This window comes from Kitasatospora sp. NPDC002040, assembly GCF_040296785.1.
Lineage (GTDB): Bacteria > Actinomycetota > Actinomycetes > Streptomycetales > Streptomycetaceae > Kitasatospora.
Genome location: NZ_JBEOXV010000008.1, coordinates 43,391 through 64,089 on the forward strand (window position 1 = coordinate 43,391; position 20,699 = coordinate 64,089).

The window sequence follows — 20,699 nt, forward strand, 5'->3', positions numbered from 1 at the left end:
GTCGCCCATGTGGTTGGGGCACGGAGCCGGTCCAGCTGTGCAATCGACTCCAGGGCGCTGCCCAGAGCAAGCGTTTCCGCAGGCCGGCGAGGGGCCGGCCTGCGGAAACGAGGAGAGGCTGACCCGCGCTTCGGCAGGTCGACCTCTTGCCTACAGGTCGTAGTACAGCTCGAACTCGTGCGGGTGCGGCCGGAGGGCGATCGGGGCGATCTCGTGGGTGCGCTTGTAGTCGATCCAGGTCTCGATCAGGTCCGGGGTGAAGACGCCGCCCGCGAGGAGGTACTCGTGGTCGTCCTCCAGGGCTTCCAGGACGGCGCCGAGGGAGGCGGGGACCTGGGGGACGGAGGCGTGCTCGTCGGGGGCGAGCTCGTAGAGGTCCTTGTCGACCGGCTCCAGCGGCTCGATCTTGTTCTTGATGCCGTCCAGGCCGGCCATCAGCATGGCGGCGAAGGCGAGGTACGGGTTGGAGGCCGGGTCGGGGGCGCGGAACTCGATCCGCTTGGCCTTGGCGTTGGAGCCGGTGATCGGGATCCGGATCGCGGCGGAGCGGTTGCGCTGGGAGTAGACCAGGTTGACCGGGGCCTCGAAGCCGGGGACCAGGCGGTGGTAGGAGTTCACCGAGGGGTTGGTGAAGGCGAGCAGTGAGGGGGCGTGCTTGAGCAGGCCGCCGATGTAGTAGCGGGCGGTGTCGGAGAGCCCCGCGTAGCCCTGCTCGTCGTAGAAGAGCGGGGAGCCGGCGGTCCACAGCGACTGGTGCACGTGCATGCCCGAGCCGTTGTCGCCGAAGATCGGCTTCGGCATGAAGGTGGCGGTCTTGCCGTTCCGCCAGGCCACGTTCTTGATGATGTACTTGAACAGCATCAGGTCGTCGGCCGCGTGCAGCAGGGTGTTGAACTTGTAGTTGATCTCGGCCTGCCCGGCGGTGCCCACCTCGTGGTGCTGGCGCTCGACCTCCAGGCCGGACGCGGCGAGTTCGAGGGACATCTCGGCGCGCAGGTCGGCGAAGTGGTCGACCGGCGGGATCGGGAAGTAGCCGCCCTTGTACTTGACCTTGTAGCCGCGCACGTCACCGGTCTCGGAGCCGGAGTTCCAGGCGCCGGCCTCGGAGTCGATGTGGTAGTACGAGGCGTTCGCGCTGGTCTCGAAGCGGACCGAGTCGAAGACGTAGAACTCGGCCTCGGGCCCGAAGTAGGCGGTGTCGGCGATGCCGGAGGAGGCCAGGTAGGCCTCGGCCTTCTTGGCGACGTTGCGCGGGTCGCGGCTGTAGGCCTCGCCCGTGATCGGGTCCTGGATGAAGAAGTTGATGTTGAGGTGCTTCTCCTTCCGGAACGGGTCGAGCCTGGCGGTGGTCAGGTCGGGCACGAGCGCCATGTCGGACTCGTGGATCGCCTGGAAACCGCGGATCGACGAGCCGTCGAACATCAGCGTCTCTGCCGGGTCGAAGGTCGCCGCAGGCACTGAGAAGTGCTGCATGACGCCCGGCAGGTCGCAGAACCTCACGTCGACGAACTTGATGTCGTTGTCCGCGATGTACTGCTTGACCTCGGCGGCGTTGTTGAACATCCATCCTCCTCAGCGAGCCGGTTAAGGGGTCAACCCTAGGAATCGGCCGTTTCCGGCCGGTGACCCCTTCGTTTCCTGAATGTTAACCGGGCTGCTCAAGGGGGAGTCAAAGGCATACGGTTCCGGGCAAAATGCCACCCCGGAACGGGGTCCGTCCGACCAGTGGTCCAGACCACTCCCGGAAGCCCGGTGGGAGTGATTCACCCGCTCGGGGGGAGGGGGCCGAAGATCGCCCGCACTGCCCGGATAGTGTGGATTCGTGGACACCAGAGATGCGTTGGGATCGTGGATCGACGGCCCGAAGACTGCCGCCGAGCGGATGGGCGCCGACTTCGGCTACCGCGGTGAGCGCCTCGGCCTGCCCAAGGAGGGCCCCGGCGCGCTGGCCGGCCCGGGCCGGCGGATCGGCGCGCTGTGCGTCGACGGCTGGCTGGTCAGCCTGATCGCGTACGGGCTGCTCAGCAAGGGCGTCGCGGCGAGTGCCAACGTGTGGACCACGCCGCTGTTCTACGGCATCACGGTGCTGCTGCTCGCGACCACCGGCACCACGGTCGGCAAGCGGCTGTTCGGCCTCCGGGTGGTCCGGCTGGACGGCAGCCGGGCCAGCATCCCGCAGGTGCTGCTGCGTACCCTGCTGCTCTGCCTGGTCGTCCCCGCCGTGGTCTGGGACCGGGACACCCGCGGCCTGCACGACAAGGCGGTCGGCACCGTCGAGGTCCGGATCTGACCCGACCCGGGAGCAGGATCCGACCCCGGAGCAGGAAGTCGGGAGCAGGAAGTCGAACGGCCCCGCCGCGAGGATCTCGCGGCGGGGCCGTGGTGTGTCGGGGGGTGGAGCGGTCAGCGGACCTGGCCGCCCTTGGGCATCCGGGCGCCCTTGGGCATCGGGCCCTTGGGGATCGGCGCCTTGGAGAGCAGGTCGCCCAGGGCGCGCAGCCGGTCGTTGGTCTCGGTGACCTGGCCGGGGGTGATCGCCCGCGGCAGGCGCATCAGGTGCACCTGCAGCTTCTTCAGCGGGACCTCGCCCTCGCCGTTGCCGACCACGATGTCGTGCACCGGGACGTCGCCGACCACACGGGCCATCTTCTTCTTCTCGGCCGCCAGCAGCCCGCGCACCCGGTTCGGGTTGCCCTCACCGATCAGTGCGATGCCGGGACGGCCGATCGCGCGGTACACCGCGTCCTGGTTGCGGGTGACCGCGACCGGGGTCGGGTTGGCGCTCCAGCCGCGGCGGATGTTGTTGAGCACGGCCGCCACGGCGCCCGGCTGTCCCTCCATCTGTCCGAAAGCCGCCTTCTCGGCCCGGCGCCCGAAGACGATCGCCATGGCCAGGAAGCCCACGATGAACCCGAGAATGCCCAGGTAGATGGGGTGGTCGATCGCAAAGCCGATGGCGAGGAAGACGCCGAAGGTGATGAGTCCGACGCCCGCGATGATCAGGCCGATTTTGGTGTCGACCTGCTTGGTCATTTTGTACGCCTGGCGGATCTGCTTCAGCCGCCCAGGTGTTTCCGATGTTTGCCTCGCCATAACGCTCATGGTACGTGGCGGGAGCACGGGATATCCAAGGGCGCCCCCAAACTGCAACCCGGACGCGCCCCCGAGGCCGACCGAACGGAAGCGGGCGGGCCCGGAGCTCAGGCGCGGCGGAGCGCACCGCCCCGTTCGGCGGGCAGCAGCGCGGCCGCCTCGGAGCGGTCGGCGGCGTGCCGGCGGTTCTCGCAGACGGCCGCCCAGGCGTTCCGGCGGGCCCGCTGCTGGCCGCCCGCCAGGAGCACCCGTTCGGTGCGCCGGAGGGCGTGGGCGAGGATTCCGGTGGTGTTCGGCATGCTCCCAGCATCCCCCGAAGGTGTTACCGCACGGTGACCTGCCGGTCAAAGCCGGATGAAAGACCGGCGGCCGGGGTGTGGGAACCACACCCCGGCCGCCGAAGTCCGGTGCCTCAGACGCCCGCGCGCTCGCGGTGCTCCAGCGCCTGGCGGTAGAGCCGCCCGGCGCGGTAGGAGGAGCGGACCAGCGGGCCCGACATGACGCCGGCGAAACCCAGCTCCTCGGCCTCCTGCTGGAGCTCGACGAACTCGTGCGGCTTCACCCAGCGCTCGACGGGGTGGTGCCGCACCGAGGGCCGCAGGTACTGGGTGATGGTGATCAGCTCGCAGCCCGCGCCCACCAGGTCGGCCAGCGCCTGGCTGACCTCCTCGCGGGTCTCGCCCATGCCCAGGATCAGGTTGGACTTGGTCACCAGACCGGCCGCGCGGGCCTGGGTGATGACGTCCAGCGAACGCTCGTACCGGAACGCCGGGCGGATCCGCTTGAAGATCCGCGGTACCGTCTCGACGTTGTGCGCCAGCACCTCGGGACGGGACGAGAAGACCTCGGCCAGCTGCTCGGGCACCGCGTTGAAGTCCGGGATCAGCAGCTCGACGCCGGTGCGGCCGGTCTCCCGGCCCGCCGTCAGCGCGTGCACCTGGCGGACCGTCTCGGCGTACAGCCAGGCGCCGCCGTCGGGCAGGTCGTCACGGGCGACACCGGTGATGGTGGCGTAGTTCAGGTCCATCGTGACGATCGACTCGGCCACCCGGCGCGGCTCGTCCCGGTCGAAGTCGGCGGGCTTGCCGGTGTCGATCTGGCAGAAGTCGCAGCGGCGGGTGCACTGGTCACCGCCGATCAGGAAGGTCGCCTCGCGGTCCTCCCAGCACTCGAAGATGTTGGGGCAGCCGGCCTCCTGACAGACCGTGTGCAGCCCCTCCTTCTTCACCAGGGCGTGGAGGGAGTTGTACTCGGGGCCCATCTTGGCCCGGGTCTTGATCCACTCGGGCTTCCGCTCGATGGGGGTCTCGCTGTTGCGGACCTCCAGGCGGAGGAGCTTCCTGCCGTCGGGCGCGACAGCGGACACGTGCGACTCCTAGAACTAGACGGGGTACCCCCAGGGTACGCCTGTGCTTGTAGGGCTTGTACCGGGCCTGGACCCTGTATTCGCAGGGAGCACAGCGCCCCGGTGGCGCTGGGCATTCCCGCTCAGCGGGCCAGTGCGGGGGCCGGGAGTTCGGCCAGCACCTCGCGCAGCCTGCGTTCCACCACCGGCAGTGCCTCGCCGACCCCGAAGTCGCGGCCCAGCTCCGAGCTGACCGAACCCACTCCGGCGTCCCGGATGCCGCAGGGCACGATCCGGTCGAACCACGTCATGTCGGGGTCGCAGTTGAGCGCGAACCCGTGCATCGTCACCCCGCGCGCGACCCGCACGCCGATCGCCGCCAGCTTGCGGTCGTCGCCGCGCTGGCCCGCGTTGGAGGCCGCGTACTCGGGCCCGGCCAGCCGGGGGTCGATCCCCAGCGGCAAACCCATCCGGAGGGTGAGTTTGCCGATCTCGACCACCTGGGACGGGTCCACCACGGCGTCCGGGATCTCCTGGCCGAGCACCCACACCCCGCTGCGGCCCTCGATCCGGGTGGTGGCCACCCCGAAGTCGCCGCAGGCGCGGATCAGCGCCTCCTCCAGCCGGCGGACGTACGCGACCACGTCGATCGGGTCCGGCAGCTTCACGATCGGGTAGCCGACCAGCTGGCCGGGGCCGTGCCAGGTGATCTCGCCGCCCCGGTTCACCTGCACGACGGGGGTGCCGTCGAGCGGGAAGTCCTCGGGGTTGGTGCGCTTGCCGGCCGTGTAGACCGGCGGGTGCTCCAGCAGCAGCACGGTGTCCGGGATCTCGTCCGCGACCCGGAGCGCATGCAGCCGCTGCTGCTCCGCCCAGGCCTCCTCGTACGGCACCGACCGCTCGCCTGTGCCCATCCGCACGAACCGCACCTGCTCGCTCACCGCTGCTCCTTGCCCATGGCGTTCGAGACCGACCCCGAAACTGTACGCCCCCGTTCGGGTGACAAGGGTGGGGGGAACCGCAGCCGGACCCGGCCGGCTCAGCCGTCGGCCAGGAGCTGCAGACGCAGGGCGAGCTGCAGCTCCAGCGAGCGCTCCGGATGGTTCCAGTCGTGCCCGAGCAGGACCTCGACCCGGTCGAGGCGCTGGACCACGGTGTTCACGTGCACGTGCAGTTCGTCCTTGGCCCGGGTCAGGCTGCCGCCGCAGTCGAAGTACGAGCGCAGGGTGCGGACCAGCTCGGTGCCCCGGCGGGCGTCGTAGTCGAGCAGCGGGCCGAGGGTGGCGCCGACGAAGGCGGCCACGTCGTGGCCGTCGCCGAGCAGCACGCCGAGGAAGCCGAGGTCGGCGGCCGACGCCCCGTCGCCCTCGCGGCCCAGCACCCGCAGGGCCCGGACGCAGCGCAGGCCCTCCGTGTACGCGGCCGCCAGCGCGACCGGTCCGGCGGCGGCCCGGCCGGCGCCGACGGTGACCGGGACGCCGGCCACCCGGGCCAGCCGGTCGGCGGCCCGCTCGGCCGCGTCGCCGGGGGTGGCGGTGCCGTCGTCGGGCAGCAGCAGCACGACCGCCTCGCCGTGCTCGGCGCTGATCCCGCGCGAGCCGAACAGGTAGCGGGAGGCCGCACCGGCGAGCCGGGCCCGGTCGGCGGCGTCGACCACCGCGACCAGCACCAGGTGCGGCCGCCCGAGGTCGACGCCGAGCCGGCGGCCGCGGGCGGTCAGCCCGGCCGGGTCCCGGCCGGGGGCGCTGAGCAGGTCGGCGAGGAGTTCGCCGCGGACCCGGTTCTCGGTCTCGGCGACCGAGCGGCGGAGCAGCAGCAGCAGCGCGGTGACCACGCCGGCCCGTTCGAACAGCCGCCGGTCGGCGTCGTCCAGATCGGGCCGGTCGTGCAGCACGATGCTGCCCAGCGGCTCCTGGCCGGCCAGCACCGCGCAGACCCAGCTGTCACCGGCCCGGACGGCGCGGCCCTCGGCGCGCGAGGCGGCGATCGCATCCGTCAGTCCGTCAGCTCCCGGCGTGCGCCCGGCCAGTACGAGCCCCTCGGCATCGCGTACGCCCACCTCGCCGCCGAGCAGGGTGGCCACGGCGGCCGCCACGTCCGGGACCTCGGCGCCGCGCAGCACCAGGTCGGTGAGCCGGTCGTGGGCCCGTTCGGCCCGCTGGACGGCGGCGGAGTGGGCCTGGATCACCTCGTTGGCGGCGTTCAGCTCGGCCAGGGCGGCACGGGTGTCGGCCAGGGCCTTGGCGGTGTCCAGGGCGATCGCCGCGTGCGCGGCCAGGGTGCAGAGCAGCGCGACCTCGTCGGGGGAGAACGCCCGCGGCGAGCGGTCGGCGGCGAACAGCACGCCGATCACCTGGCCGCCCAGCAGCAGCGGGACGCCGATGATCGCGACCAGGCCCTCGTCCAGCACCCCGGCGTCGATCTTGCCGGTGTGGTGGAACCGGGCGTCGGAGCGGTAGTCCGGGGTGGCGTACGGCCGGGCGGTCTGCGCGACCAGGCCGCCGAGGCCGTCGCCGAGGCTCAGCCGCAGGGTCTGGAACAGCACCGAGACCGAGCCGTCGGTGACCCGCATGTAGGTGTCCCCGGCGGCCTGGTCCGGCAGGGTCAGGTACGCGGTGTCGGTGCCGAGCAGCATCCGGGCCCGGCGGACGATCGCCTGCAGCACCGCGTCCAGGTCGCGGGAGGCGGCCAGGTCCCCCGCGGTGTCGAAGAGCGCCGTCAGCTCGGCCTCGCGGCGCCGGTGCTGACGCATCGTCCGGTGCACCCGCAGGGCCAGCCAGGTGGCGTCGTCGATCTCGGCCAGCACGGCGGCCGGCGCGCCCTGGCGCCGGGCCTCGGCCAGCACCTCGGCGAAGTCCTCGGTGGCGGCGCCGGAGGCGAGCAGGTCGAGCAGCCGCCGCAGGGCGGGGGCGGCGCTGGAGTGGGGGTGCGGGTCGTCCATGGTGCGGGCCATCGTGCCAGTTCCGGCGAGAGGGAGGAACGGTCGGTACCGAACCGGTACCGACCGTTCGTGCGGGATCGGAAGGGTGCGGTCCGATCAGACGGTGACGCGTTCTCCGGCCGGGGACCCGGCGTCCTCGCCGACCTCGGCCAGGTCGCGGCCCCGGGTCTCCCGGGCGCAGAGCACCGCGACCACGGTGATCACCGCGGCGATCGCCACGTACACCGCGATCGGGGTCGAGCTGCCGTAGTCCTTGAGCAGCGCGGTGGCGATCAGCGGGGCCGGGGCGCCGGCCGCGACCGAGGCGAACTGGGAGCCGATCGAGGCGCCCGAGTACCGCATCCGGGTCGCGAACAGCTCGGAGAAGAAGGCCGCCTGCGGGGCGTACATGGCGCTGTGGAAGAACAGGCCGATGGTCACCGCGAGCAGCAGCGAGCCGAAGCTCTTGGCGTCCACCAGCCCGAAGAAGACGAAGGCCCAGACGCCGACCCCGACCGCGCCGAACAGGTAGACCGGCTTGCGGCCGATCCGGTCGGAGAGCGCGCCGAACAGCGGTATCAGGGCGAACTGGATCGCCGAGGCGATCAGCACCGCGTTCAGCGCGGTCTGCTTGGGCAGGTGGACGTGGCCGACCGCGTAGGCCAGCACGAAGGTGGTCATCACGTAGTACGAGATGTTCTCCGCCATCCGCGCGCCCATCGCGGTCAGCACCTCGCGCCAGTGGTGGCGCAGCACCGCGACCAGCGGCGGCTGCTCGGGCGCCTGCGCCTTGCGCGCCTCGGCGGCGGCCAGGGCCTGCTTGAACAGCGGCGACTCGTCCACCGCGAGCCGGATCCACAGCCCGACCATCACCAGCAGCGCGGAGAGCAGGAACGGCACCCGCCAGCCCCAGGCGATGAAGTCCGCGTCGGACTGCACGGCCGTCATCAGCGAGAGCACACCGGCCGCGAGCAGGTTCCCGGCGGGTGCGCCGCCCTGCGGCCAGGAGGCCCAGAAGCCGCGACGCTTGGCGTCCCCGTGCTCGGAGACCAGCAGCACCGCCCCGCCCCACTCGCCGCCGAGTGCGAAGCCCTGGACCAGCCGGAGCAGGGTGAGCAGCAGCGGGGCCGCGACACCGGCCTGGTTGTACGTCGGCAGGCAGCCGATCAGGGTGGTCGAGCCGCCCATCAGCAGCAGGCTGAGCACCAGCAGCTTCTTGCGGCCGATCCGGTCGCCGAAGTGGCCGAAGACCAGCGCGCCGATCGGGCGGGCGGCGAAGCCGATCGCGTAGGTGAGGAAGGAGAGCAGGGTGCCGGTCAGCGGGTCGCTGTTGGGGAAGAAGACCTTGTTGAAGACCAGCGCGGCGGCGGTGCCGTAGAGGAAGTAGTCGTACCACTCGATGGTGGTGCCGATCAGGCTGGCGCCGACCACCTTGCGGAGCGAGGCGCCTTGGGTTCTCGCTGCGTCGGGAGAACTGGGCATGGGGTCACCTGTCTTGTTGCCGGGGGAGCGGGGACGGGGCAGGGCGGGACGGGGGTGGAGCGGGCGGGGCGGGAGCGGGGATCAGTGTGCGGTCCAGCCGCCGTCCATCGGCAGGCTGGCCCCCGTGATGTAGGAGGCGTGCGGGGAGCAGAGCCAGAGCGCGAGCTGGGCCACCTCGTCGGCCTCGATCAGGCGTTTCACGGCGGTGCGGTCGAGCATGATCTGCTCGACCACCTCGTCCTCGTGGATGCCGTGGGCGAGGGCCTGGGCGGCGATCTGCTGCTCCACCAGGGCGGTGCGCACGTACGCGGGGTTGATGCAGTTGCTGGTGACGCCGTACGGGGCGCCCTCCAGGGCCACGGTCTTGCTCAGGCCCTCCAGGCCGTGCTTGGCGGTCACGTACGCCGACTTGAAGGCGCTGGCCCGGAGCCCGTGCACGGAGGAGATGTTGACGACCCGTCCCCAGTCCTGCGCGTACATGTGCGGCAGGGTGCGGCGCAGGATGCGGAACGGGGCCTCCACCATCACCCGCTGGATCAGGGCGAACCGGTCCGGCGGGAACTCGTGCACCGGCGCGACGTGCTGGAGGCCCGCGTTGTTGACGACGATGTCGGCGTCGTCCGGCAGGGCGTCCACCGCAGCGGGGTCGGAGAGGTCGGCGACGACCGCCTCGCCGCCGAGCCGGGCGGCGAGTTCCTTGGCCGGCCCGGCGGAGAGGTCGACGACGTAGACCCGGGCGCCGGCCGCGGCGAAGACCTCGGCGCAGGCCCGGCCGATCCCCGAGGCGGCGCCGGTGACCAGCGCCGTACGGCCTTCCAACGAGCGGGCTGAAGTGGTGTCCATGGCCGAGAACGGTAGGAACCCGCGGCGCCTGATCCTATGTGACAGACAGCTACAGGTCCGGGGCCGACCATGGCGGTGGGCACCACTGGGGCGGCTCGGCCCGGGGCGCCCACCAAGCCAAACACCTGCCGCCGCACCTTCCCTACAACGGGCGCCATTGCGTCACCCGTTCGGAGGATTGCCCGCCCAGATCCACCCATAGCGGCGAAATGCTCGCTACATTCACGCCGATTCCCGACAGGGGGCGCCGCTCCATGGACCGGGGGGACTGGTGAGGCGCTCGAGAGGTGTGACTGATATGCCCCAACGGCCTGCAACCGACAGCCCGGCGTACGGACCGCTCGACCCGCTCGACCCGCACCTCGATCCGCGCGAGAGGCAGGTCGAGGCACGGTCGGCCGAGGTGCACTCGGCCGAGGTGCGTTCGGCCGACGCCGAGGTGCCCGCCTGCCCGGCCGGTGCCGACGGTCAGGCCGGGGTGTCCGGCGCGCCCGCCGCGTCCGGTCCGGACAAGACCCAGAACCCCCGGCTCGCCGCACTGATCGAGGAGGCCGGCTTCTCGCACGCCGGGCTGGCCCGCCGGGTCGACCAGCTCGGCCTGGAGCACGGCCTGGACCTGCGCTACGACAAGACCTCGGTGACCCGCTGGCTGCGCGGTCAGCAGCCCCGGGGCGCCACCCCCGCGCTGATCGCCGAGGTGTTCACCCGCCGGCTGGGGCGGCGGATGACCGCGCAGGACATCGGGCTGGACGCCTTCGCCCCGGTCTACGCCGGGCTGGAGTTCGCCGAGAGCCCGCAGGAGGCGGTGGACATCGTCGCCAGCATGTGGCGCAAGGACACCGGCCTCCAGTCCGAGCTGCGCCGGATCGCCTTCACCCCGGCCGGCCTGGTGGTGCCCAGCCGGGACTGGCTGATCGGCCGCACCGACGAGCGGGTGGCCCGGGACGGCTCCGTCCCCGGCCTGCCGCCCGGCCCCGCCGACGGCCCGTCAGGCCGCCAGGTGCCACCGGGAGTCCGGGGTGCGCTCCCCGCCGCCCGGGGCGCCGTCCGGGCACCCCAGCCCGGCCTGGCCCGGGTGCCCAGCCAGAGCCGGGGGGTGCTGCCGGCCGCCCTCGACGCCGCCGAGGCGCGCGAGCAGCGCCCGCCGCTGCGGGTCGGCCGGGGCGACATCGCCGCCATCCGGGCCGTCGGCGACCTGTTCCGGGCCCTGGACCACGCGTACGGCGGCGGCCACGCCCGGCAGGCGCTGGTCCGGTACCTGGAGAGCGAGGCCGAGCCGATGCTGCGCGGCCGGTACGGGGAGCAGATCGGGCGGGCCCTGTTCGGCGCGGTCGCCGACCTGACCAGGCTGGCGGGCTGGACGTCCTTCGACATCGCCGCGCACGGCCTGGCCCAGCGGTATTTCGTCCAGGCGCTGCGGCTCTCGCAGGCGGCGGGGGACAGAGTGCTCGGCGGCTACGTGCTGACCACGATGAGCCAGCAGGCGGTCCACCTCGGCCACGGCCGGGAGGCGATCCAGCTGGCCCGGGTCGCCCAGCAGGGCGTCGGCGCGGCCGCCGCGCCCACGGTCCAGTCCCTGATGCACGCCGCCGAGGCCCGGGGCCACGCCCTGCTCGGTGACGTACGCTCCTGCACCACCGCTCTGGTCCGCTGCGAGCGGGCCCTCGGAATCGCCCGCCCCAACGACGAACTCCCCTCCTGGGCCCGCTACTTCGACGAGGCGCAGCTCGCCGACGAGTTCGCCCACTGCTACCGCGACCTGCAGCAGTGGCGCCCGGCCGCCCAGCACGCCGAGAAGTCGCTCCGACTACGGGCCCCCGCCTACGCCCGCAGCCGCATCCTCTGCCGCCTGGTGCTGGCCACCTCCCGCCTCGGCCTGGGCGAGATCGACGACGCCTGCAACCTCGCCACCGAGGCGCTCCGGGCGGCCGGCGAGATGCGCTCGGCCCGCACGGTCGAGTACCTGCGGGACTTCCACCGCCGCCTCACCCCCTACCGGGCCAACCAGGCCGCCCGCTCCTTCGACGACGCGGCCCGCCAGTCGGGGGTGATCTGAGCCGCCGTCACCCGGACCGCCGTCACCAGCTCTCCGCGCGGACCCGGGGGCGGCCCTCCGGGGGCGGTGGCGGCGAGGCCTGGCCGCGGACGCGCTGGGCCAGCAGCGGGAAGAGCAGCACGGACAGCATGCCGGCGCCGACCAGCGCCGCGGCGGTGGACGACGGGAGGTGCCCGGCCTCGACCTCGATGGTGGTGATGACCACCACCAGCGGGAGCGCGGTGGAGCCGAACAGGCCGAGCGCCACCCGGTCCCGGCCGGTCAGTCCGGCCGGGGCCAGCAGGGCCGCCGGTACGCCGCGCACGGCTGCGTACAGCACCAGGAAGACCGGGACGAGCAACAGCGTGCCCGGGTCGGAGAGGAGCGCGTCGAGGTCGAAGTTCATCCCGCTGACCACGAAGAAGATCGGCACCAGGAAGCCGAAGCCGACCCCTTCCAGCTTGGCCTCGATCACCTCCTCCTCGGCCTCGGCCACGTCGGCCAGCAGCAGCCGGGAGATGATCCCGGCCGTGAAGGCGCCCAGCAGCATGTCCAGGCTGAGCCAGATCGCGGCCCCGACCATCACCGCCAGCACCAGGATCACCATCCGGACGGCGAACTGCCCCGAGGTGCGCAGCGTGCGCCCGATCAGCCGGCTGATCCAGGCCGGGCGGGGCCGCCGGGCGTAGGCGACGGCGGCGGCGGTGAGGACGGCGAAGGCGGCCAGGATGACGGCCGACCTGACCGGGGTGTTGCCGCTCAGCAGCACGGCGATCGCGATGATCGGGCCGAACTCGCCGACCGCTCCGGTGGCCATCGTCATCGAGCCGAACGGGGTCGGCAGCGTGCCCGAGTCGCGCAGGATCGGCAGGATGGTGCCGAGCGCCGTGGTGGTCAGCACCAGCCCGGCGAAGGCGCCGTTCAGCGGGTCACGGTTGATCAGGGCGCCGGCGCCGAGCGCGACCGCGACGCTGACCAGCCAGGCCAGGACGGCGCGTTTGAGCGGTCCGCCGCGCAGCCGGGCGAAGTCGATCTCGTAGCCCGCCAGGAACATCAGCATCGCCAGGCCGAACTCGGAGAGCGCGTCGACCAGGTCGTCCACCTCGGCCCAGCCGAGCACGTCGGGGCCGATCAGGACGCCGAGCACGATCTCGAAGACCACGGTCGGGACGGCCAGCCACCGCTGCGCGCGGTCGGCGAGCAGCGGGGCGGCCACCGCGCAGGCCGGGATGAGGACGAGGGTGAGCGCCGAGGCGTCGGTGGTCGTCATCGGCGGAATGTCCGACTGTGAGTCATATCGGCATACTGGCACGGCGTTCCGGTGGGGGCGCAGAGGCAACGCCGCTGCGCCCCCACCCCGGAGCGGCTCAGGCAGCCTCGGCGGCCGCCGCGGTGAGCGGGATCCGGAGGTCCCGCAGCACGGCCTGGGCGGCCCGCCGGCCGGAGACCAGGGCGCCCTGGATCGTGCTGGTGTCGCGGTGGTCACCGCAGACGTACAGGCCGGCCAGCAGCCGGACCGGGCGGCGGAAGTTGTGCGGCGGCGGCATCGCCGGCACGGCGTCCGGGACGTGCCGGACGGTCAGGAACTCCCACTGCGCCGCGACCGAGCCGTAGAGCTGGACCAGCCGGCGCCGCAGCAGCGGCTCGTGGCCGGCCGGCCCGCCCTGGTCGAAGGCCCGGCGGCCGAGCACGGTGGTGGCGATCAGCGCCCGGCCGGGCGGTGCGTACGAGGGGTCCACGTCGCTGAGCACCAGGGAGTGCGAGAGCACCGCGCGGCCCTGCGGCCGGTCGGCGTCCAGCAGCAGCACCGGCTCGTCCAGCGGCGAGCGGTCGGCGGTGTGGAAGAACGTGGTGACGGGGTGGAAGTCCGGTACCCGGAGTCCGGGGAGCAGCCCGGCGGCCGACTGCGCGTCGGTGGCCAGCACCACGGCGCGGGCGGCTATCCGGCCGTGCGCGGCGGTGTGCACCCCGTCGGCGGCGACCGAGGTGACCCGGACCCCGAGCCGGAGCGTCCCGGCGGGCAGGCCCTCGGCCAACTGCCTGGGTACGGCGGCCAGTCCGGCCGCCGGAAGACAGAGTCGGCCGCGCGCGTACGAGCGCAGCACCAGGTCGGCGACCCGGCTGCTGGTGCCGAGCGCCGGGTCGCTGAGCAGGGCACCGAGCAGCGGCCGGAGCAGGCCGTCGACGGTGCGCGGCGGCAGGGCCCGTTCGGTCAGGGAGCGGGCGGCGGTGGTCTCCGGGCGGGCCAGCAGCCGGGGCACCGGGGTGGCGGCCAGCCGGCCGAAGGCCGAGGCCAGCCGGGCCCGGTCCAGCGGACTGCCCAGCGGGCCGCGGGCGGCGGCCTGCCGGGCCGGGGTCTGCTGCGGGTCGCCGAACCGGTGGCGGCGCCCGGCGCTGTGCACCAGCACGCCGGGGGCGAGCGGGCGGAGTTCCAGCCGGTCCAGGTCGAGCCGGCGGCCCGGCTCGGGGAAGTCGGTGTTCAGCAGCTGGCCGGCGTGGTCGAGCCGGAAGCCGTCCAGCTCCCGCCCGGCCGCCCGGCCGCCGATCCGTTCCGTCGCCTCCAGGACCTGGACGGTGAGGCCGCGGTCGGTCAGCGCCCGGGCGGTGGCCAGCCCGGCGAGTCCGGCGCCGACCACGATGACGTCAGGGTCGGCCTGACGGCGGGTGCGGCGGGTGAAGTCATGTGCGGGCACGAGTGTGCTCCCTCCCTGGTCCCGGGGCTGCGGCCGGGCAGGCCGCAGGGCGCCGGAACACGGTCCGAGCATGTGATGCCCCGTCAATCGGCGGATCAGGCCGGGAGTCGGGCTCGAATCGGGAGGAGCGGGGACAGGCTGCGGGGCACGGTCACGGGCTGTGCGCCGGAAGGGCGCGCCCGGCCGCTCGGTGGGCGCGCACGGTCACCAGGGGCGCGCAGTGCGCCGTACCCCTGCTGCCGTGCGCCCCCCTACGCCCGGGGCCAACGACGGGTGCGGGTCAGAGCGCCGCGCGCACCGCCGCCTCGGCGGTCGGGTGCCGGAACCGGAAGCCGGCCGCCAGCAGCCTGGCCGGGACGGCCCGGTGACTGCCCACCACCTCGACCGCCATCTCGCCGAGCGCCGCCTTGAGCGCGAACTCCGGCACGGCGAAGACGGCCGGCCGGCCGAGGGCCCGGCCGAGCAGCTCGGTCAGCTCGCCGTTGGTCACCGGTTCGGGGCCGGCCAGGTTGAACGGGCCGCTCAGCCCCGGGGTGTCGATCAGGTGGCGCAGCGCGGCCACCTCGTCGGCGAGCGAGATCACGCTCCAGTACTGGCGCCCGTCGCCCAGCCGGCCGCCGAGGCCGAGCCGGAACAGCGGGAACAGCCGTCCGCCCGCGCCGCCCTTCGCGGACAACACCAGCCCGGTGCGGGCGTGCGCGACCCGGATGCCGGCCTGCTCGGCCGGGCGGGTGGCCGCCTCCCAGTCGACGCAGACCCGGGCCAGGAAGTCGTCGCCGGGCGGGGCCTCCTCGTCGATCACCGCGTCCCCGGTCTGGCCGTAGTAGCCCACGGCCGAACCGCTGACCAGCACCCGGGGCGGCTCCTTCAGCTCGGCCAGCGCGGCGGCCAGGGTCTCGGTGCCGAGCACCCGGCTGTCCCGGATCTCCTGCCGGTACGCGTCCGTCCAGCGCCGGTCGCCCACCCCGGCCCCGGCCAGGTGGACCACCGCCTCGACCCCGTGCAGCCCGGCCCGGTCGAGCTGCAGCAGCTGCGGGTTCCAGCCGACCCCGACGGTGCCGTCCGGCTGCACGCCAGTCCGCGATCGCTGCCGCACCAACCGCACCACCTCGTGCCCGTCCGCCAGCAGCGAGCCGACGAGCGCCGAACCGATCAGACCTGTGGACCCAGTCACCGCAATACGCATGACCCCATCCTGGCAGTTCGCCGACCGGGAAAAGCGGCGCAACGGCGGTGGCGCGGATCTACCATGGCCGCCATGAACGGTGAGCTGAGGATACGGACGGCCCGGCCCGAGGACGAGCCCGAGCTGGCCCGCCTCGACCACGTCTCCTGGTCCTGGCTCAGCGACGTCGTCCCGCAGCCGGCCCCGGACGCCCAGCTGTTCGACGAGCGCCGCCCGCCGGTGAACTTCCTGGTGGCGGAGTCGGAGGGCCGGATCCTCGGCTACATCCAGCAGGGCTCGCCGACCCCGCTGCCGAGCAACCGGCACATCCGGCAGATCCAGGGCTTCGTGGTCGACCCCGCCGCCCGCGGCCGGGGCATCGGACGGGCGCTGGTCGAGGCCGCCTGCGCGCTGGCGCGGGCGGACGGCGTCCACCGGATGACGCTGCGGGTGCTCGCGCACAACGCCCAGGCCCGGCGGCTGTACGAGCGCTGCGGCTTCCAGGTGGACGGTGTGCTGCCGGAGGAGTTCTGGCTCGACGGGGTGTACGTGGACGACGTCTGGATGGGCCGCAAGCTCTGACGGACCGATCCCTGACGGATCGTCAACTGTCGAGCGCCTGACGGGGCGAACGGGTGAGCGGTACCGTACCCGGGTGACCTACTCGACCCCGCCCGGCTGGTACCCCGTACTCGACCCGGGGCCGGACGGCCGCGCCCAGGAGCGGTGGTGGGACGGCCAGGCGTGGACCGCCGAGCTCCGCCCGGTCCCTGCGCCGGTGAGCGCCCCGAAGCGCGGGGCGAAGGTGGGGCTGGTGATCGGCCTGGCACTGGTGGTGCTGGCCGGGGGTACGGGCGTGCTGCTCTGGGCCACCCGGGACGCCGACCCGGCGGGCCGGCCGGCGGCCGCGCCACCGGCGGTGACGGGCAGTCCGAGCGGCACCTCGAGTGCGAGCCCGAGTACGACTCCCAGCGCGAGCCCGACTGCGAGCCCCACCCCGGCCCCGGTGCCGAGCCTGACGCCGGTGGTGCCCAGCCGGCCCCCGCTGCCGTCCACCCGCTCGGTGCAGGACCTGCCGGACGGCTGGGAGGTCCCGGTCCCGTCCGGCTGGCGGATCGACGACCACACCGACACCGTGACGCTGCAGTTCTCCACCACGCCCTACTCGTGCAACGTGGGCAGCGGCAACTGCGTCCGGGCCAACTTCGCGGTGGCCGCCGAGCGCTTCGAGGGCGCCTCCGCCCAGGCGGTGGTGCGGGAGCGGATGTCGGTCTACGGCCCGACCCTGTACGGCGACCTCACCGGGACCCGCACGGTGACCGCGGGCCCGGTCATGGTGGCGGGCCGACTCGGGCACGCCGAGCGCTGGCGGCTGGACCCGGTGAAGGGCGTCCCCGGCTACGTCCTGGTGGTGGCCGTCCGGTCGCCCCAGGGCGGCTACACCGTGCTGGTCGGCTCGACCGACGAGCACCCCGACGCCCCCGGGCCCGAGCTGCTCGACCAGCTGGTCGACAGCATCCGCCCCATCAGCGGCACGGGTACGGGCGCGGGCACCGGGAGCGCTGCCTAGCGGGCCGTCCGCTCCTCGACGAACGACAGCTCGACGGCGGTCAACTCGGCGATCAGCAGCCGGTAGAGCCGCTCGACCAGGTCGGCGGGCAGTCCGTGCCCGTCGGCCAGCGCGCGGACCTTGGCGACCACCTGCTCGACCCGGTCGGGGGCCCGGACCGAGGCCTCGTCGGTCTTGTACCGGGAGACCTCGCGGACCACGCCGACCCGCTCCGCCAGCACCGCCACCAACTGCGCGTCCAAGGCGTCGATCCGGTGGCGCAGTTCGGTGATACGGGGGTCAACGGCGGGCATGGGCGGTGCTCCAGAGGGTGGCGGGACGGTCGGTCAGACCGGCAGCCGCCGACGGGGGATCCGCTCGTTGCGGTCGTACGAGGGCAGCAGGTCGTCCGGGTATTCTCCCTGACTCCGTCTCAGCAGTCCGCACATGTCCAACATCCGGTGCACCATCCGCTCCAGTGCGTCCAGGCCCTCCTCGTCGTTGAGCCCGGGCTGCGCCTCGGTGTTGCGCAGCAGGGCGGGGAACCCGCTGCCGACCAGGATCATCCGGTTCAGCAGCAGGTTGTCCACCAGCTGGTTGTGCACGGACGCCTCGCTGTAGCGGCGGCCGGTCACGATGATGCCGCCGACCTTGTTGGCGAGCGGGCGCTCGAACCGGAGGTAGCCGACGCCCGCCCGCTCGATGAAGATCTGCATCAGGTGGGCCAGGCCGAAGCCGTGCACCGGGGTGGCGTAGATCAGGCCGTCGGCCTGGCGCAGCCGGTCGACGATGCCGGGCATGTCGTCGCGCAGCTCGCAGCTGGTGGCCCGGCTGTTGCAGTCCCCGCACGGGCTGCACGGGCTGATCCGGTGCTCGCGCAGGTGGATCACCTCGAACTCGGCGTCGCGTTCGCGGATCAGCTCGCCCGCGTACTCCAGCGCGAGGTCGGTGTTGCCGTTGTGCCGTTCGGAGCCGCAGATCGCGACGATGCGCACGGGTCGGTCGTACATGGGTGCGGGCACTCCCGTCGGGGCAGTCGGTGGTCGGGGTCGGTCAGTCGGCGACGGCGGCCGGAGCCGGGGCGGGTGCGGCCGGGGCAGCGGCCGGTGCGGGGGCCGGGAGCCGGGTGGCGACCAGGGCCACCAGCAGCGAGACGGCGATCAGGCCGCCGCCGAACAGGCCGAGCCGGTCCAGGCCCTGCTCGCTGCTGTCCGCCGCGCGCAGTACCGTGCGGCCGAGGAAGCCGCCGAGCGCGATCCCGGCGAAGGTGGCCGCCGAGTTGAGCGAGATCAGCAGCGGGCCGGACTGCGGGGCGATGCCGAACAGCCGGTGCTGCTGCGGCGGTTGGGTGGCCATCCCGGCCAGGCCCCAGACCGCCAGGGCGACCGCGGCGGTGCCGAGGCCGTCCCGGGTGAGTGGGAGGGTGACCACCGCGAGGCCGAGCAGTGCGATCGAGACCAGCAGCACCGGGGACGGGCTCCAGCGGTCGACCGCACGGCCCGCCAGGGTGGTGCCGGCCACGGCCGCGACGCCGAAGCCGAGCAGCAGCAGGGCCAGCGTGGAGCCGTTGCCGTCGGTGGCCGGGGCGAGCACGGCGCCGATGTAGGTGAGGGCCAGGTAGCCGCCGGTCATGAAGAGCAGCGTGGTGGCGACGGTGGCGGCCACCCGGGGGTCGCGGGCCGGGGCGAGCCGGGCCTTCAGGCCGGGGGACGGCGGGAGTTGGACCTTGGGCAGCCCGTACCCGACCGCTGCCGCGCAGAGTGCGCCCAGCCCGGCGAGCAGCCAGAAGGTGGCCCGCCAGTCGATGTCCGCGGCCAGCCAGGTGCCGAACGGGACGCCGGCCACGGTGGCGGCGGAGAGTCCGCCGAGCACCACGGCCATGGCCCGGGCCCGGCGTTCGGGCGCGGACAGCGCGGCCGCGCCGGCCGAGGCGGCCGGGATGTAGAGCGCGGCACTGGCGGCGGTGGCGACCCGGGCGAGCAGCAGCAGGCCCAGGTTGGGGGCGAGGGCGGAGAGCGCGTTGCCGACGGCGAAGCCGAGCAGCGAGACCACCAGCAGGGTCCGGCGGTCCACCCGGCCGGTGAGCGCGCCGAGCACCGGAGCCAGCACGGCGTAGGTCAGCGCGAACACGGTGCTGATCCAACCCGCCTGGTCGATGCCGACGTTGAGGTTGTCGGCGACCTCGGGCAGCACACCGGCCACCACGAAGGTGTCGGTGCCGATGGCGAACGCGCCGACCGCCAGTACCGGCAGGAACGGGATTCGGGGGGCGGTGGCGGTCACTGCTGGGCTCCGATCAGAGCGCGGTCGGGGGAGAGGCGGCCGGCGACCAGCAGGCCGCCGAGCAGGGTGGCCTCGATGCCGCCCGGGCGGGACAGCACGGTGATGTCCTCGGCCGGGTCCTCGGTGGTGACCACCAGGTCGGCCAGCCGGCCCGGCCGGACCTGGCCGGCGGTGTCGCCCCGGCCGGCCAGGGCGGCGCCGTTGGCGGTGGCCCAGCGGAGCACCTCGCGGGCCGGGATGCCGGCCATGGTCACGTAGGTCTCCAGCTCCTCGGCGTAACTGCCGTGCGGGGTCCAGGCGAAGCCGAAGTCGTCCCCGGCCACGATCGGGATGCCGAGCTCGACCATCAGCGGCAGGATCCGCAGGCTGTTCTCCACCTCGGCGCCGAACTCCAGCGTCTCCAGGTAGTCGGTGGTCTTGCCGTACTGCTCGCCGGTGGTGAGCAGCCGGTGCGGCTGGTGCAGGCTGGGGATCACGTAGATCCCGCGCTCGGCGATCGCGTCCAGCGCGGCGTCGTCGGCGTAGCTGGCGTGGTCGATCACGTCGACCCCGGCGGCGATCGCGTTCCGGATGCCCTGCAGGCCGCGCGAGTGGGCCCGGATCTGGGCGCCGTGCTCGTGCGCGGTCCGCGCCGCGATCACCAACTCCTCAGCGGTGAAGAGGAGTTCGTGTGAGCGGCCGTTCGGGAAGGTGTCGTCGCCGGAGGAGAACACCTTGACGATCTCGGCCCCCTCGGCGATCTCGGTGGCCACGTACTCGGCCAGCTCCTCCGGGGTGTCGGCGAGCCGCATCAGATCGGTCGGGATGCGCTTCTTCACCTCCCCGTTCCGGCGCTCCGGCGGGCCCGAGACCATCAGGTCCCGGCTGCACGGGGTGATCCGGGGGCCCAGCAGCCGGCCGGAGTCGACCGCCCGGCGCAGCGCCATGTCGATGCCGGAGACCGAGCCCGCGCCGACGAAGGCGGTGTAGCCACAGGCCAGCAGGGCGGTCGCGTTGGCGGCCGCCCGCAGGGTCAACTCCGGTACGGAGTACTTGAACAGCATCTCCCGGCCGTCGTGCACGTCCAGGTACGCGATGTGGGTGTGGCCGAGCGTCATGCCGGGCATGACGGTGCGTCCGGTCAGGTCGACGGTCTCGATGCCGGGGTTGCCGACCGGGGCCTCGCCGGCGGGCAGCACGGCCTCGATCCGGTCGCCGTCCAGCAGGACGCTCCGGGCGGGCAGCGTGGCCCGGCCCAGGCCCTCCTGGACTCCGACGTTGTGCAGCAGCAGTTTTCGGGTCATGGCGGTAC

19 protein-coding genes are annotated in these 20,699 nt (G+C 73.4%); 4 read left to right on the plus strand and 15 right to left on the minus strand.

What is annotated here, in order from left to right; genetic code table 11:
- Positions 1-150 precede the first annotated feature (150 nt).
- The gene (gene glnA / locus ABT118_RS19460; protein WP_350670007.1) at positions 151-1,563 is read right to left on the minus strand and encodes a type I glutamate--ammonia ligase; all 1,413 of its coding nucleotides are present in this window, start codon (positions 1,561-1,563) and stop codon (positions 151-153) included.
- Between the two features lie 259 nt (positions 1,564-1,822).
- Here glnA and ABT118_RS19465 point away from each other — a divergent pair, with 259 nt between their 5' ends.
- Positions 1,823-2,290 (plus strand): RDD family protein, encoded by a 468-nt coding sequence (locus ABT118_RS19465; RefSeq protein WP_350670008.1) that lies wholly within the window; start codon positions 1,823-1,825, stop codon positions 2,288-2,290.
- 113 nt (positions 2,291-2,403) lie between these two features.
- Here the strand turns inward: ABT118_RS19465 and ABT118_RS19470 are convergent, their stop codons facing one another.
- The 7 genes from ABT118_RS19470 to ABT118_RS19500 all read right to left on the minus strand — a co-directional run bounded on the left by ABT118_RS19470 (position 2,404) and on the right by ABT118_RS19500 (position 9,683).
- Complete coding sequence (locus ABT118_RS19470; protein WP_502884599.1) at positions 2,404-3,102, minus strand: DUF4191 domain-containing protein; 699 nt, start codon at positions 3,100-3,102, stop codon at positions 2,404-2,406.
- A 98-nt stretch (positions 3,103-3,200) separates the two neighbouring features.
- Positions 3,201-3,392 (minus strand): hypothetical protein, encoded by a 192-nt coding sequence (locus tag ABT118_RS19475; protein WP_350670010.1) that lies wholly within the window; start codon positions 3,390-3,392, stop codon positions 3,201-3,203.
- A gap of 113 nt (positions 3,393-3,505) precedes the next feature.
- Positions 3,506-4,459 (minus strand): lipoyl synthase, encoded by a 954-nt coding sequence (lipA, locus tag ABT118_RS19480; RefSeq protein WP_184920563.1) that lies wholly within the window; start codon positions 4,457-4,459, stop codon positions 3,506-3,508.
- A 122-nt stretch (positions 4,460-4,581) separates the two neighbouring features.
- The gene (lipB, locus tag ABT118_RS19485) at positions 4,582-5,352 is read right to left on the minus strand and encodes a lipoyl(octanoyl) transferase LipB (protein WP_502884609.1); all 771 of its coding nucleotides are present in this window, start codon (positions 5,350-5,352) and stop codon (positions 4,582-4,584) included.
- A 125-nt stretch (positions 5,353-5,477) separates the two neighbouring features.
- Complete coding sequence (locus tag ABT118_RS19490) at positions 5,478-7,379, minus strand: helix-turn-helix domain-containing protein (RefSeq protein ID WP_350670307.1); 1,902 nt, start codon at positions 7,377-7,379, stop codon at positions 5,478-5,480.
- 96 nt (positions 7,380-7,475) lie between these two features.
- Positions 7,476-8,840, minus strand: coding sequence for an MFS transporter (locus ABT118_RS19495; RefSeq protein WP_350670012.1), 1,365 nt, complete (start codon positions 8,838-8,840; stop codon positions 7,476-7,478).
- Between the two features lie 81 nt (positions 8,841-8,921).
- Positions 8,922-9,683, minus strand: coding sequence for a 3-hydroxybutyrate dehydrogenase (locus ABT118_RS19500; protein WP_350670013.1), 762 nt, complete (start codon positions 9,681-9,683; stop codon positions 8,922-8,924).
- 298 nt (positions 9,684-9,981) lie between these two features.
- Between ABT118_RS19500 and ABT118_RS19505 the strand changes: the two genes are divergently transcribed.
- Positions 9,982-11,739, plus strand: a complete 1,758-nt coding sequence (locus ABT118_RS19505) for an NsdA family TPR-like regulatory protein (protein WP_350670014.1) — start codon at positions 9,982-9,984, stop codon at positions 11,737-11,739.
- Positions 11,740-11,761: 22 nt separating this feature from the next.
- On the opposite strand, the gene ABT118_RS19510 is transcribed toward ABT118_RS19505, so the two are convergent.
- The 3 genes from ABT118_RS19510 to ABT118_RS19520 form a co-directional block, all read right to left on the minus strand.
- Entirely contained in the window at positions 11,762-12,988 is a 1,227-nt protein-coding gene (locus tag ABT118_RS19510) for a cation:proton antiporter (RefSeq protein WP_350670015.1), read from the minus strand.
- Positions 12,989-13,085: 97 nt separating this feature from the next.
- The gene (locus ABT118_RS19515) at positions 13,086-14,411 is read right to left on the minus strand and encodes an NAD(P)/FAD-dependent oxidoreductase (RefSeq protein ID WP_350670016.1); all 1,326 of its coding nucleotides are present in this window, start codon (positions 14,409-14,411) and stop codon (positions 13,086-13,088) included.
- A 280-nt stretch (positions 14,412-14,691) separates the two neighbouring features.
- Positions 14,692-15,597 (minus strand): TIGR01777 family oxidoreductase, encoded by a 906-nt coding sequence (locus ABT118_RS19520; RefSeq protein WP_350670017.1) that lies wholly within the window; start codon positions 15,595-15,597, stop codon positions 14,692-14,694.
- Between the two features lie 72 nt (positions 15,598-15,669).
- Between ABT118_RS19520 and ABT118_RS19525 the strand changes: the two genes are divergently transcribed.
- Positions 15,670-16,158: a GNAT family N-acetyltransferase gene (locus tag ABT118_RS19525; protein ID WP_502884601.1), complete on the plus strand. Its 489-nt coding sequence runs from the start codon at positions 15,670-15,672 to the stop codon at positions 16,156-16,158.
- Between the two features lie 73 nt (positions 16,159-16,231).
- Complete coding sequence (locus tag ABT118_RS19530; protein WP_350670019.1) at positions 16,232-17,146, plus strand: DUF2510 domain-containing protein; 915 nt, start codon at positions 16,232-16,234, stop codon at positions 17,144-17,146.
- Here the strand turns inward: ABT118_RS19530 and ABT118_RS19535 are convergent.
- The 4 genes from ABT118_RS19535 to ABT118_RS19550 are packed head-to-tail and all read right to left on the minus strand — an operon-like array spanning position 17,143 to position 20,691.
- Positions 17,143-17,439, minus strand: a complete 297-nt coding sequence (locus ABT118_RS19535; protein WP_350670020.1) for a chorismate mutase — start codon at positions 17,437-17,439, stop codon at positions 17,143-17,145. The genes ABT118_RS19530 and ABT118_RS19535 overlap by 4 nt on opposite strands.
- A gap of 33 nt (positions 17,440-17,472) precedes the next feature.
- Positions 17,473-18,135, minus strand: a complete 663-nt coding sequence (locus ABT118_RS19540; protein ID WP_350670021.1) for a flavodoxin family protein — start codon at positions 18,133-18,135, stop codon at positions 17,473-17,475.
- 43 nt (positions 18,136-18,178) lie between these two features.
- Positions 18,179-19,408, minus strand: coding sequence for an MFS transporter (locus tag ABT118_RS19545; protein WP_350670022.1), 1,230 nt, complete (start codon positions 19,406-19,408; stop codon positions 18,179-18,181).
- Complete coding sequence (locus tag ABT118_RS19550; RefSeq protein ID WP_350670023.1) at positions 19,405-20,691, minus strand: amidohydrolase family protein; 1,287 nt, start codon at positions 20,689-20,691, stop codon at positions 19,405-19,407. The genes ABT118_RS19545 and ABT118_RS19550 overlap by 4 nt, the downstream gene beginning before the upstream one ends.
- Between the last annotated feature and the right edge of the window lie 8 nt (positions 20,692-20,699).